The 13,253-nt window shown below is 42.4% G+C and carries 12 protein-coding genes, 1 tRNA gene and 1 pseudogene; 3 read left to right on the top strand and 11 right to left on the bottom strand.

Annotation, left to right across the window (positions count from 1 at the left end):
* The 5 genes from PR800_RS15190 to ppiB all read right to left on the bottom strand — a co-directional run.
* Positions 1-1,224, bottom strand: a 1,224-nt coding sequence (locus tag PR800_RS15190) for an MFS transporter (protein ID WP_272531109.1), incomplete at its 3' end; no start/stop codon positions are given.
* Between the two features lie 116 nt (positions 1,225-1,340).
* Positions 1,341-2,423 (bottom strand): 5-(carboxyamino)imidazole ribonucleotide synthase, encoded by a 1,083-nt coding sequence (gene purK, locus PR800_RS15185; protein ID WP_210844475.1) that lies wholly within the window; start codon positions 2,421-2,423, stop codon positions 1,341-1,343.
* A complete protein-coding gene (gene purE / locus PR800_RS15180) occupies positions 2,423-2,938 on the bottom strand; it encodes a 5-(carboxyamino)imidazole ribonucleotide mutase (RefSeq protein ID WP_195697598.1) in 516 nt (171 codons plus the stop codon). Before purE ends, purK begins: the two co-directional genes overlap by 1 nt.
* A 155-nt stretch (positions 2,939-3,093) precedes the next feature.
* The gene (gene lpxH / locus PR800_RS15175; protein ID WP_166265619.1) at positions 3,094-3,819 is read right to left on the bottom strand and encodes a UDP-2,3-diacylglucosamine diphosphatase; all 726 of its coding nucleotides are present in this window, start codon (positions 3,817-3,819) and stop codon (positions 3,094-3,096) included.
* A 10-nt stretch (positions 3,820-3,829) separates the two neighbouring features.
* Positions 3,830-4,324, bottom strand: coding sequence for a peptidylprolyl isomerase B (ppiB, locus tag PR800_RS15170; protein WP_166265616.1), 495 nt, complete (start codon positions 4,322-4,324; stop codon positions 3,830-3,832).
* A 267-nt stretch (positions 4,325-4,591) separates the two neighbouring features.
* Between ppiB and cysS the strand changes: the two genes are divergently transcribed.
* Entirely contained in the window at positions 4,592-5,980 is a 1,389-nt protein-coding gene (cysS, locus tag PR800_RS15165) for a cysteine--tRNA ligase (RefSeq protein WP_210844476.1), read from the top strand.
* A gap of 309 nt (positions 5,981-6,289) precedes the next feature.
* Positions 6,290-7,069 carry a hypothetical protein gene (locus tag PR800_RS15160; protein ID WP_210844477.1) on the top strand — a complete coding sequence of 260 codons (780 nt, stop codon included), beginning with the start codon at positions 6,290-6,292 and terminating at the stop codon, positions 7,067-7,069.
* Between the two features lie 54 nt (positions 7,070-7,123).
* Here PR800_RS15160 and fruA read toward each other — a convergent pair whose 3' ends face one another.
* The 5 genes from fruA to folD form a co-directional block, all read right to left on the bottom strand.
* A complete protein-coding gene (gene fruA / locus PR800_RS15155; RefSeq protein WP_102139364.1) occupies positions 7,124-8,818 on the bottom strand; it encodes a PTS fructose transporter subunit IIBC in 1,695 nt (564 codons plus the stop codon).
* Positions 8,819-8,829: 11 nt separating this feature from the next.
* Positions 8,830-9,774 (bottom strand): 1-phosphofructokinase, encoded by a 945-nt coding sequence (gene fruK, locus PR800_RS15150; RefSeq protein ID WP_210844478.1) that lies wholly within the window; start codon positions 9,772-9,774, stop codon positions 8,830-8,832.
* Positions 9,771-10,931: a fused PTS fructose transporter subunit IIA/HPr protein gene (fruB, locus tag PR800_RS15145; protein WP_210844479.1), complete on the bottom strand. Its 1,161-nt coding sequence runs from the start codon at positions 10,929-10,931 to the stop codon at positions 9,771-9,773. The genes fruK and fruB overlap by 4 nt, the downstream gene beginning before the upstream one ends.
* A gap of 434 nt (positions 10,932-11,365) precedes the next feature.
* Positions 11,366-11,578: a ribosome-associated protein YbcJ gene (gene ybcJ, locus PR800_RS15140; protein ID WP_004260239.1), complete on the bottom strand. Its 213-nt coding sequence runs from the start codon at positions 11,576-11,578 to the stop codon at positions 11,366-11,368.
* Between the two features lie 18 nt (positions 11,579-11,596).
* Positions 11,597-12,454: a bifunctional methylenetetrahydrofolate dehydrogenase/methenyltetrahydrofolate cyclohydrolase FolD gene (gene folD / locus PR800_RS15135; protein ID WP_102139361.1), complete on the bottom strand. Its 858-nt coding sequence runs from the start codon at positions 12,452-12,454 to the stop codon at positions 11,597-11,599.
* A 187-nt stretch (positions 12,455-12,641) separates the two neighbouring features.
* On the opposite strand from folD, the gene PR800_RS15130 reads away from it, so the two are divergent.
* Positions 12,642-12,718, top strand: a tRNA-Arg gene (locus PR800_RS15130).
* Positions 12,719-12,739: 21 nt separating this feature from the next.
* Here PR800_RS15130 and PR800_RS15125 read toward each other — a convergent pair.
* Positions 12,740-13,048: pseudogene (locus PR800_RS15125) on the bottom strand (tyrosine-type recombinase/integrase); the annotation flags it as partial.
* Between the last annotated feature and the right edge of the window lie 205 nt (positions 13,049-13,253).

Below are 13,253 nucleotides of genomic sequence, written 5' to 3'. Positions count from 1 at the left end.
GGCAGGGGGCTTCATCATCAAAGTAAGCAATAAAATGACGATAACAGGCGCGGCAATAACCAAAAATGCAGGGGTGAAACTGCCTGTTAAGTCTTTGATACCACCGGCAATGAAAGGCGCTAAACAGGCAACGGTTGAGATTAAATTTACCACAGAGAATAGCTCTAGGTATGGGCCTCGACCAAAATAATTTGACAGTAAAACACTAGATGCCAAAAAGGTCATGCCATAACCAATACCAACGCATAACACAAACAAAATTAACCATAGCCATGACGTGGCAATACTGAGGAAAATAACACCTAACACCATGATAATTAGGCTACCGATTAATAGTTTCTTCGGTTCTAACCATTCACCAGCGGCTCCACCAATAAATCTTGAGAATGCATTCACAAATGCCATTGTGCTTAATAATGAAACCGCCACGGTCATGCCAAATCCACGCTCTTCAATATGGGCAACAGCAAAACTGTTAACGGTAATGCCACACCATAAAAACGAGGTATAAGTCGCAGCAATCAAGTAGAACTGCCATGTACGTAGCGCTCTGCCGACTGTCCATACTTCAGCAGTGCGATAAATAGGCTTGCTTGCGTCACTAACTTGTTTCTGCATCACCTTTTTTGCGTGCTCTTGCTCTTTTTTACCTTCACGTAGCATGAAAATCGTGATTAACGTGACGATGCTAAGATAAACAGCACATAGAACCCAATGCATGCGCCATGAGCCTAATTGGTTTGATGCGTAAAAGTAAATCCAAGGGCCAGCAACACCCCCCAAGCCCCCGATGGTGAAATATAACCCAAAGGCAAGGGATTGTTTTTCAAATAGCCGCGAAAGTACGTAAGTCCCCGGGACGGTGGCGAGTAAGGTGAAACCAACACCAATTAATGCGGTACCTAAAAAATAGGTGCTAATGGCTTGGGTGGAATAAAGACTATAAAAGCCCGCAACAAAGACACTGGTACCTAGCAATAAAGTAGCCCGTACACCGACTTTACGGATCAACAAAGAAGGGAGGAAACTCGCAAGTCCACAAGTTAAGCCCAGTAGCGTAAAGCCAAACCCAGCTTCGCTCCAGCTCCATTTGAGCTCACTTATCATTTCAGGCAAGACCACGCCAAGAGAGGTAAAGGTTGTCGCGGTGGCTAAAAAATAAACAAGTCCTAACAGAACAAGAATGCACCACTGATAAAACGGACTAAAAGTCTGCGAGGACATATTGACTCCAGTAATGCCGCACACCTTAAATCAGGATATTTGTTTTCTGGATGACGGCGAAAATAGCATAATGCCCGAAAATAGTTTCGGGCATCGAATAGGGCTATTTTCCCTATTTATTGATGAGAGTACCAGTCTAATTTTGCATTTGCCCACTCAATGCCACTTTTGTACTCATTTGGCAAAAGTGAAGCCAATGCGTTAAGTGTTGCAGATAACTGGTTGTGGTCACTATGAGAAAGGTTTAAATGGCCAACTTTACGAGCAGGGCGTACCTCTTTCTCATACCAGTGAAGGTGAACGAGGGGTAAGCTCAGCCAGTCTATATTTACATCAGTACCGATTAAATTGACCATAACAGCAGGGCTATACACTTCAGGTGACGGCATCGGTAGGTCTAATATGGCACGTAAATGCAGCTCAAATTGGCTAATGGATGCGCCATTTTGTGTCCAGTGGCCGCTATTGTGTACTCGAGGCGCAATCTCGTTAATCAGTAGGTTATCACCCACGACAAAACATTCCATTGCCATTACACCGATATAGCCTAACTCATCCATGACAGCGCTAAGCATGGCTTGAGCTTGTTCCTGCTGCGGGTTAGTCGACTTAGGGAAAGCTACGCTTGTACGTAAAATGCCTTCTTGGTGCAAATTATGGGTTATCGGGTAAAAAACGGATTTTCCCGCTGCGTTTCGGGCACCAATGACAGAGACTTCGGCGTCAAAGGGAATACCTTGCTCAACGATACATTCACCGTAAATATCTGCTGGAAGATTAATTTCATCGCCAGGGCGAACACGCCATTGGCCTCGCCCGTCATAGCCACCAGTTCTGCGTTTTACAATGAGAAAATCACCGAGTTTGGCAAATAATTCAGGCCATTGTTCGGGGGTTTCTAATAGAGCCCAAGGTGCAGTGGAAAGTTGCAAACTATCAAATAAGCTTTTTTGTGGAAACCTATCCGCTAAACGTGGAAAAATATCACGGTTAATAAAGGCATTATGGCGAGCTAATTCTTTGGTTAGCGGGGTTTCCGGCCAGCGTTCAATTTCCGCGGTGATGACGCTTTGTTGATAAGGAACCGCTTCGGGCTCTGCATCAAGACCAACAGGAAAAACGGCAATGCCTAATGGCTCGCCAGCTTGGCGTAGCATACGGCCTAATTGGCCATTACCAAGCACGCAAACGGGTTTCATTAGGCGTTCCTCGGGTCTGGGTTGTTTAACACATCATTGGTTTGCGCTTCTCGCCATGCAGTGAGGCGATTGAAAATAGCAATATCACTTATCGCTAATACTTGCGCGGCTAACAGCGCTGCGTTTGCTGAGCCTGCTTTACCGATGGCTAGCGTACCAACAGGAATGCCTTTAGGCATTTGCACGATAGAATATAAGCTATCAACACCACTCAATGCAGCGCTTTGTACCGGAACACCAAAAACAGGGACTAATGTTTTAGCGGCAATCATTCCTGGTAGATGTGCGGCACCACCCGCGCCCGCGATAATCACATCAAAGCCGTTCTCTTTGGCGGTTTCAGCAAAAGAAAATAGTTTATCTGGTGTTCGGTGCGCAGAGACGATTTCGACATGAAAAGGGATTTGGAGTTCTGTTAATACATCAGCTGCGTGCTGCATGGTCGTCCAATCACTTTTCGAACCCATAACAATGGCGATTTTTGCCGCAGATTGAGCAGGAACTTGGGCAGTCATTTGGTGCTTTCCTGTATTGAAAAAAAACATCACCCTGAGGTGGGAAATTGAATTGTCTTGATCATATCATGGTAAAGCAGCAAGGAAAACGTTTGCGTGATTAATAAATAAGCAAACAGTTGTGGGAGATATTGAAAATGGTTAGTCAGGCAAAATTACTCAAAGGGAAAGAAAGTTAGTTCAATGCCTTGCTCGTTAATCACAAAGGCTGAACCTTCGTGGTGCCACGCACCTAATACACCTCGATAATGCAATTTACCACCAATATTTATCTCATGAATGGCAGGCCGGTGAGTATGACCATGGATCATCCATTGCGCTTGGTGCCTTTGTAATGCATCAATAACGGCTTGTGAATTGACGTCCATAATCGACTCGGCTTTCATGCTGCTTGCATATTGGCTATTTTGCCGCATTTTTTGTGCGATACGGCGACGTACGAAGAGCGGGAGTAGTAAAAATACTCGTTGGATCCAAGGCGTGTGAACTTTTTTACGGTAATTTTGATAGGCGGCATCATCTGTGCATAAAGTATCACCATGCAGAATTAAAATGCGCTTACCATAAAGTTCGAGCAATGTTTCTTGTGGGAGTATGGTCATGCCACACTGTTTCGCATAGCGTTTACCAATTAAAAAATCTCGATTTCCATGAATGAAATAGCAGGGAATGCCGCGTTCTGTGAGCTGTTTCAATTCATTGGCAACTAGCTGATGCAGCGGATTGGCATCATCATCGCCCACCCAATAATTAAAAAAATCACCGAGAATATATAGGCTTTCGGCATGGATGGCTTGCTGTTGAATAAAATTAATAAAACCGGCGGTGATCGCCGGTTCATCTTCACTCAAATGCAAATCTGCAATGATGTAAGTGGACATGCGTTCAGGTTTACTCGCTGACCGTCACTTTTTCAATGATGACGTCTTCGCGTGGAACGTCTTGGTGGAAGCCGCTACGACCTGTTGAGACACCTTTGATTTTGTCAACAACGTCCATACCTTCAACCACTTCAGCAAACACGCAGTAACCCCAGCCATCAGGGCGTTCTGAACGGAAGTTTAAGAAGTCGTTGTCAGCAACGTTGATGAAAAATTGTGCTGTTGCAGAATGCGGGTCGTTAGTACGAGCCATCGCTAAAGTACCACGGGTATTTTTTAGACCGTTGTTAGCTTCATTTTTGATAGGTGCTTTAGTGTTTTTTTGTTCCATGCCTGGCTCAAAACCACCGCCTTGGATCATGAAGCCATTAATAACACGATGGAAAATGGTATTATTGTAAAAACCTTCACGGCAGTAAGTTAAAAAATTTTCGACAGTAACGGGGGCTTTATCGTCAAACGTTTTGATAACAATGTCACCGTGATTGGTATGAAATGTAACCATAATAGCTATCCTGAATAATTGTTTTTTGTGCGCTAACTTGCGAAAGCGTTGAGATCAGCACGTTTATATCACAGATAAAACCTGACTTGAAGCGGAAGGAAGCTTAGTCGGCCGTTTATAGCATAATAGATGTGTATTAAACCTAATCAATAAACTGAAAAGGAAGCGGGGTAAACCCTTGCATTCTTAAGGTGATCGGGGTTCAATAACATGATATTTTATCGGTAGAAATCGATAATCATTTTTCAAATAAATGGAAAAGTTCAGATGCTACAAATTTTTAATACACTAAGTCGTCAAAAAGAAGAGTTTAAGCCCATCCAAGCAGGGAAGATTGGGATGTATGTGTGTGGCATCACTATCTACGACTTGTGTCATATCGGCCATGGCCGTACATTTGTGGCGTTTGATGCAATTAGCCGCTATTTACGTTATTTGGGTTATGACTTAAATTATGTACGCAACGTCACCGATATTGACGATAAAATCATTAAACGTGCGGCAGAAAATAATGAAAGTGTCGAAGAGCTAACAACGCGTATGTTGGCTGAAATGCATAAAGATTTCGATGCGCTAAATATTTTACGTCCTGATAGCGAACCACGCGCAACACGTCATATTGGTGAAATTATTGAATTAACCCAAAGCTTGATAGAGCGTGGTCATGCCTATGTTGCTGCGAATGGCGATGTGATGTTTGAAGTCAAAACTGATCCAAATTATGGACTGTTATCGCGTCAAGATTTAGAACAGCTGCAAGCAGGTGCTCGCGTCGAAGTTGCTGATGTAAAACGTAATCCAATGGACTTCGTCTTGTGGAAAATGTCTAAAGAAGGCGAACCAAGCTGGGGATCCCCATGGGGCTTAGGCCGTCCAGGTTGGCACATTGAATGTTCGGCCATGAACAGCAAAACGTTAGGCAACCATTTTGATATTCACGGTGGCGGCTCTGATTTAATGTTTCCTCACCATGAAAATGAAATTGCGCAATCTACCTGTGCCCATGATGGCCCATATGTGAACTACTGGATGCACTCCGGTATGGTCATGGTAGACAGAGAGAAAATGTCTAAATCTCTCAATAACTTCTTTACTATCCGTGATGTGCTTGAGTATTACGATGCAGAAACGGTGCGTTATTTTCTGTTATCAGGCCATTACCGTAGCCAACTGAATTACACAGAAGAGAACTTGAAACAGGCACGTACTGCGCTTGAGCGCATGTACACTGCGTTGCGTGGTACGGATAAGTCGGCTGTGCCTGCAGGTGGTGACGAGTTTAAAGCACGTTTCATTGAAGCGATGAATGATGACTTTAATACACCTGAAGCCTATTCGGTATTATTTGACATGGTTCGTGAAGTTAACCGCCTGAAATCAGAAGATATGTCAGCAGCAAATGGTATGGCTGCACAATTGCGTGAGTTAGCAAGCGTGCTGGGTTTATTAGAACAAGACCCTGAAGTCTTTTTAAAAGGCGGTGCACAAACTGAAGATGATGCGGAAGTGGCAAAAATTGAGGCATTAATTCAACAACGCCTAGATGCACGTAAGAATAAAGATTGGGCACAAGCGGATGCGGCTCGTGATGAACTTACTGCCATGGGGATTGTGCTTGAGGATGGGGCACAGGGAACCACTTGGCGTCGCAAATAATACGCGTCATATTTCGCGCTGTGGCGGTGTTGCCATCACTTGGCTACTTGGGTCACATACTTTTGTATGCTCCCCAAGTTATCCGCGTTCGGCGCCTAGCCACAACACGAACTATTTAGCGTATTAATAAGAGTCATATTTCGAATACTAATTGAGTTAAAAAACTTATAAATATTTAAGCGGTTAGATATAGATATCTAACTGTTTTTATTTAGATGGCTAAATTTGAAAGACATAGTTATTCACTTATAAAATAATCGTTGTTAATGAAATATTGTTTAAATTAACAGCGATATTATAGGGAGGATTATGGAATTTAAACCATATAGTGATAGGTATAAACTTGCCATCAAGGAATATAAAAAAACTCATAAAGTTTCAAGTAATGCATCCAAAAATATCACTAGATGCATAAAAGGAATAAAAAATAAAATTAATCAGCCAGTTACGAGGTTTACTCAAAAACTCCGAAACTTTTTCAACCCTTCTCAGAGGGTTGTACCATTAGAACGAACTTTTATTAGTTATATTGGCAAAGTCGATAACTCCTCCCCAAAAGTTACTCCGAATATAGACAAAAAAACAATTAAAAATATAAAGATAAAAGATGCTTCATTGTCTCTTAATGCTCCTAACAAGCCTCCACTAATAGAATGTCTAACAAAGATACTGAAGGAAAAGCCAATCGCTGTTGTTGTCTTGTCACCGACAACTGTTTTTGAAACTCACGGGTATTCATCTTTTTTTAATGTAGGGAAAGTACAAAATTTTGCGGAATTGAAGATAAAACTTTTAAGAACAGCACCAGTAAAGACAATGGATAATTTAATTGTAGATAGTTACAGTATGACTGTTAATAATACTGAGCAAAAATTCATCGCTCCAATGATCCATATTACAAATTGCTCAGGAGTTAGCGATTCTGAAGTGGGGACAAATCAAAAATTTGTTCAATACCTCAGTGAAGTAATCAGAAACCGAGAAAATTTAAGTTTAGATTCATATCAGCATAGTTATATTGAACCAAGAGAAAGGCCTTCGAGTAATAATATTATCTTTTTCTCATTGGATAAAAAGCCCCCCAATTAAGGGGGGGAATAAGACTACCAACAGGGACTAGGAATGGAACTTAAAGTTGTGTGATTAAGCGATACTCGCCATTTCTTGTTGGGCTTCTTTAGGTGTCGCTTTTTTGACAATGGCATAAAGCACACCTGAAACCACCGTACCAGCCACTATCGCGAATAAATACATCAATACATGATTAATAGCTCCGGGTATTAACAGCACAAATAAACCACCGTGAGGTGCCATTAGCTGAATACCAAAATACATGGATAGCGCCCCTGTTATTGCGCCACCAATAATGCAAGTAGGAAGAACACGAATCGGGTCTTTGGCCGCAAATGGGATTGCACCTTCTGAAATAAAACATAAACCGAGAACAAAAGAGGCTTTACCCGCTTCGCGTTCAGCAGGTACAAACTTATGTCGTGCTAATAGTGTTGCAACGCCCATTGCCAGAGGTGGCACCATTCCTGCCGCCATAATTGCTGCCATTGGCGCATAGGTTTGTGAACTTAATAGACCGACACCAAAGGCATATGCGGCTTTATTGACTGGGCCTCCCATATCCGTACACATCATCGCCCCTAGAATTGCGCCTAAGATCACCGCATTAGTGGTTCCCATGGTATTTAACCAGTTAGTTAGCCAATCCATTAACCACGCTACAGGGTGGCCAATGACATAGATCATCGCTAAACCCGTGAATAAAGTGGAAATGAGCGGTACGATTAGAATTGGCTTTAACGCTTCCATAGTTTGCGGCAATTTTAATCGGGTACTAATAAAGTGAGCACTATAACCGGCAAGGAAACCGGAAATGATCCCACCTAAGAACCCTGCACCTAAAGTGGTTGCAAGTACCCCGCCGACCAAACCTGGGGTTAACCCCGTTCTGTCAGCAATGGAATAGGCGATATAACCCGATAGTACAGGCACCATTAATGCAAGGGCTGTTTGTCCGCCAATTAGGCTAAGTGCCCAAGCCAGAGAGCCTTCGACATTGGATGCGTCTAAACCAAAAGCAAATGAAAGCGCAGTACATAATCCCCCAGCGACAACCATAGGGAGCATGTATGATACCCCGGTAAGTAAGTGCTTATACACTCCGCGTTTTTCTGTCGATCTACTCGTTTGGGCTGATGTTTTTCCGCTTTGTGGTGTGAATATATTTGCTTCTTCTACTGCTCTATCCATTTCTTGTGCTGTTTTCTTCAATGCGGCACTGGTGGAGGTGCGGTACATTGGCTTCCCCGAAAACTTATCCACATTGACTTCGATATCGGCAGCGACAATGACTAAATCAGCTTGTGCTATCTCTTCTGGCGTAATTTCATTTCCAACCCCGACAGAGCCCCGGGTTTCGACTTTGATATTCCAGCCTCGTTTTTTTGCTTCAGCCTCGAGTGCTTCCGCGGACATATAAGTGTGCGCAACCCCTGTTGGGCAAGCGGTAACGGCTAATACAGAGTAAGCTTTCGCATGCTGCGGCTCGGTAATTTTTTGCTCACACAATGTCGCTTCGTTAATTGCAGATGACAGAAATTCAGCAGGTTGCCTAACAGCGACATCGGGGTGACCGAAATAGACTTTTTTATCTGAGCAATTAAAATTTTCCGGCAACTGAGTATCGAAACAAATCACAATATCTGCATCAGTAAGTTGTTCTGTGAAGGTGATATTTTGTAAGGCAGATACATTTTTTAAGGCATCGATGGCTAGCCAGCAAATAGCAGGGCCTTGCTGGTGGCTTGGAGCGATTAATATTTTCATGCTTTTCATCCTCATTGAGCCGTAAACGGTTGTAAATCAACCTTCGTCATCATATGTGCAAGTTGCGCTCGGTCTGTGATACCGACATTGGGTTGAGTGACAGCAAGTGCAGAAACCGCGGTAGCTAAGCGAAGTGTGTGCTCACTTGTTTGCCTCATCATTAGCCCGTAAATTAATCCACCCACCATTGAATCCCCTGCGCCAACGGTGCTGATAACCTCACATTCAGGTGGTTTAGCAAACCAAGCGCCCGATGAATTGACCCACATAGCGCCTTTTTCGCCTAAAGAAACCACCACATGGGCAATACCTTGTTGTCGAAGTTGATTTGCGGCATTTACGATATCTTGCTGGGTAGGGAGCGGTTTTCCGGCCCAAATTTCAAGTTCACGGTGATTAGGTTTTACTAACCAAGGAGAAGCTTTGAGCCCAGCGACAAAGGCCTCGCGGCTGCTATCAAAAATGACACACATACATTGTTCTCTAAGGCGTAACATCCATTGAGTAAAATCATTTAAATCAATGCCCTGAGGTAAACTGCCACTGACGCAAATCATATCGAACTGACCCGCCCAGCTTAATGAGTCGGTGACGAAACGCTGCCAATCCGCTTTAGTAATACTGAATCCTGAAAAGTTAAAATCGGTAACTTCACCAGTTTGCTCTGTTAGTTTGACATTGATGCGGGTGCGGCCTTCAACAACTTGAAAGCGGTTAGCAATTCCTGTTTCGCTGAAGGCTTTTTGGAAGCCATCTTGATTCTCTTTACCCAAGAAACCACCAACAGTGACATCAATCCCTAAATTTTTAAGTACTTTAGCCACATTTATGCCTTTTCCAGCGGCATGAAGGCCTGCTGTTTTGACTAAGTTCACATCCCCGCGATGAATATCAGGTAATAGCCCAACCAAATCGTAGGCAGGGTTTAACGTGATCGTTGCGACTCTTCTGCTCATGCGACTTTTTCTCCAAGTCCTGAATTGATTGCCTCACCAATGGTATTGATGGCTTCTTGTGCATCTACACCTTCTGCGTGAATGCGTAAACGATGCCCACATTTAGCCCCTAAGCTGACAATTTTCATTAAGCTTCGACCATTTACGGGAGTCGAAGTACCATCAAGATTACTGACTGTAATCGTGCTTTCGAATTGCTTAATAGCAGTGACTAACTGAGTGCTAGGCCGCGTATGTAACCCATGTGGGTTAAGAATGGTGAAGTCCTGAGTTATTCCAGATATGTTTGTATTCAATGAATCACTTTCTGTGTGTGAGTCATCATGACGCAATAAATCAATTAGTTTGTTAACGTTATCATTTTCGAGAATGAGATTTGCTTCTTTATTTTTCAATAAATTGTTTATTTTTAGTAACAAAGTCTCTATTTGATAATTAGCGTAAGAGAGGGTAATTAGAATGCTGACGGGGTTACCTTGAAAGCTAAATGGTTTTTTTACCGTCGATATCGCAATCGCATTCTCAATGTTTCCGATTGGACTATCACTTAACCAAATACCTTGACCTAAATATGACGGGGTTTGAGTGAGAACTCGAGAAATAAAGTCGGTGCTGATAGCTTCAGCGTTTTGTAGGTTAATAATATTCTGTATTTTCAATGTATTTATATTATCAACTTGAGCACTAACCGTGACCATTGATTCATCAAATTTCACCGGTTGAGTTTGGCGCTCACCCATTAGAAGTTGCTTTAAGGTTTCGGCGGTGTCAGCTTTGGCTATAGCATCAGCGGTGTGTTCATCACTGATTATGTGGGTTAATTGGCGTAGCAATTCGAGATGCTCATTTGATTGAGCGGCAATGCCAATAACAATATAAGCAGTTTGGTTATCACCCCAATCAATACCATCAGGGAATTGAAAGACAGCAAAACCCGTTTTTAATACCTGATCTCGCGTCTCTACTGTTCCGTGTGGGATAGCGATACCATTCCCTAAAAAGGTAGGCGCTTGGGTTTCCCGGTTAAGCATTCCTTGCGCATAACCGCTTTTTGCATAGCCTGCATTTTCTAATGCTTTGGCAACTTGTTCTATTGCATTTTTTTTATCAGATGCAGCAGCTGCAAGGTGGATATCGCTTATTGGTAAGTTAAACATAATTTCTCCTGATTATTATTCGTAGCCGGATCAGCCAGAAGACTTGCAAGCGGATCTGATTATTTGTTAATCATGTTATCGTTAACAAGGTTAGCTGAATCGTTTAATCTTGTCTATGCGATTAACATGTGAAATACAAAAAATGAGATCTAAGTTAAATTTTATAAGGGTGTGATTTGTGTGTTTAATGACAAAGCTGAAGTGGTTGCTGAAATTATTTGTTTATATAAAACAATGAATTAAATTTTCAATATGCGTAATTGTTTAGATGCTTATTACAGAAAAAGTGATCACAGAAAAAATTTGTCTAAAACCTAAAAAAGCATTTTATCGTTCTTACAATAAATATTGTTACTTTGAAGAAAAGGGGGAGGGAGGGCACTATTGGTTTTAGAAAGGAAATAGGCTGAAATATTTCAGCCTATCTAACGGTATTATTCTACAACTTTAATTTTTTCGCTGCCCATTGAAACGATTTTACCCGCGACAATTTTACAGCGTTTACGTGTTTCGACCACGCCATCAACTTCAACTAAGCCATCTGCAATCATGGCTTTTGCCATTGCACCGCTTTCCGCCCAGCCTTCAATTTTCAGCAAATCACACAATTCAACGTGTGGGTGGCCATTTAAATTGAATATATCCATGATAACTCCAAAATTACATTAAATATCGTGGTACTCTTCACATGCCTGAAGGGTGTTTTGAATTAAAGTCGCAACGGTCATTGGGCCAACACCACCAGGAACGGGGGTTATCCAAGCTGCGTTTTTCGCGGCTTCGTCAAAATCGACATCTCCGGTGACTTTTCCGCTCTCTAAACGGTTGATACCGACATCGACCACAATTGCACCTGGTTTAATCCATTCTCCAGGAATAAAATTAGGTTTCCCCACAGCGACGACCACTAAATCAGCATGGCGAACGTGGTGCTCTAAATCTTTAGTAAAGCGGTGGGTTACTGTTGTGGTGCAGCCTGCTAGCAGAAGCTCTAGGCTCATTGGACGACCAACAATGTTCGATGCACCAATAATTACAGCATTTAAACCATAAGTGTTGATACCACAACGTTCAAGCAGAGTAACAATTCCTTTTGGGGTGCATGGGCGAAGGCGTGGTGCACGTTGGCACAGCCGGCCGACATTGTATGGATGAAACCCATCCACGTCTTTGTCTGGGTGAATACGCTCAATGACTTTGACGTTATCAATACCCGCAGGTAATGGAAGTTGAACTAAAATTCCATCAATTTCAGGGTCTTGGTTTAAATCATCAATGAGCTTGAGTAATTCAGCTTCTGTCGTTGTGTCCGGTAAATCATAAGAACGCGAAATAAAACCGACTTCTTCACAAGCACGGCGTTTACTGCCGACATAGATTTGTGAAGCAGGGTTAGCACCGACTAAAATCACGGCAAGGCCGGGAGCACGTTTTCCTTGTTCTAAACGTAATTGTACTTTTTGGGCAACTTCTTGCCGAATTGTCTGCGCAATCGTTTTCCCATCAATAATTTTTGCTAACATCTGTAACTTAATCCATATATGAGACACGGTAATGACTCTATTTTGTCAGAAGTTAACGCCATTGTCAGTTCAAACTATTACATAAAATGAGCATATAGTTATTTTAGTAGCGAAAAGCCATTGACTCAGCGCTCAGCAACCGTATAATTCAACGCCATCAGCCAGATAGGCTGCCTGCATTATCAATGCGCCCTTAGCTCAGTTGGATAGAGCAACGGCCTTCTAAGCCGTAGGTCACAGGTTCGAATCCTGTAGGGCGTACCATTAATTTTCAATCACTTACCATCATTTAAAATTCTCCACTTTTCCTAACTGGGACGTATTTGGGACGCAAGTATCGAAAATATTGTCTATTTGCTTCGCATGTTCAGTTAAATGATTAGGTGCTAAGTGGGCATATCTTCTCACCATATCCATATCAACCGATTTCCAGCCGCCCATCTTTTGTAGAACTGAAAGCGGGACGCCAGACTGAATCAACCAATTCGCCCATGTATACCGCAGATCATGAAAGCGGAAGTTTTCTATTCCTGCTCTTTTTAATCCTGCATACCAAGCGTTATTATCATCAACACTTATTTTCCATACTGTTGGGGGTATTGCTGGTTATTGCCTGAAATCTGCATCTATCCTAGTATTTGTTTTCTATACAACTGGAGGGGGTGATATGCGTAATTGGCTTGGGTACTTAATATATTTCTCTATTATATTCGCTATAGCAAAATGCACTATGACTATAGCGCCAAGTGCCAACATTCCAGGATAATGTTTTATCAATGAAAAATGGAGATTTTCAATG

Origin of the sequence: Providencia sp. PROV205 (assembly GCF_028479505.1) — a bacterium.
Classification (GTDB): domain Bacteria; phylum Pseudomonadota; class Gammaproteobacteria; order Enterobacterales; family Enterobacteriaceae; genus Providencia; species Providencia huaxiensis.
The sequence above is the reverse complement of the archived record's forward strand: the minus strand, read 5'-3'. Positions and strand labels throughout refer to the sequence as shown.

Coding starts and splice junctions, on each gene's coding strand:
- ppiB (WP_166265616.1), bottom strand. CDS start 4,324: ATGGTTACATTTCATACCAATCACGGTGACATTGTTATCAAAACGTTT.
- fruA (WP_102139364.1), bottom strand. CDS start 8,818: ATGAAAATATTAATCGCTCCAAGCCACCAGCAAGGCCCTGCTATTTGC.
- ybcJ (WP_004260239.1), bottom strand. CDS start 11,578: ATGGATATATTCAATTTAAATGGCCACCCACACGTTGAATTGTGTGAT.
- folD (WP_102139361.1), bottom strand. CDS start 12,454: ATGTTAGCAAAAATTATTGATGGGAAAACGATTGCGCAGACAATTCGG.
- PR800_RS15160 (WP_210844477.1), top strand. CDS start 6,290: ATGGAATTTAAACCATATAGTGATAGGTATAAACTTGCCATCAAGGAA.
- fruB (WP_210844479.1), bottom strand. CDS start 10,931: ATGTTTAACTTACCAATAAGCGATATCCACCTTGCAGCTGCTGCATCT.
- purK (WP_210844475.1), bottom strand. CDS start 2,423: ATGAAACCCGTTTGCGTGCTTGGTAATGGCCAATTAGGCCGTATGCTA.
- cysS (WP_210844476.1), top strand. CDS start 4,592: ATGCTACAAATTTTTAATACACTAAGTCGTCAAAAAGAAGAGTTTAAG.
- fruK (WP_210844478.1), bottom strand. CDS start 9,774: ATGAGCAGAAGAGTCGCAACGATCACGTTAAACCCTGCCTACGATTTG.
- purE (WP_195697598.1), bottom strand. CDS start 2,938: ATGACTGCCCAAGTTCCTGCTCAATCTGCGGCAAAAATCGCCATTGTT.
- lpxH (WP_166265619.1), bottom strand. CDS start 3,819: ATGTCCACTTACATCATTGCAGATTTGCATTTGAGTGAAGATGAACCG.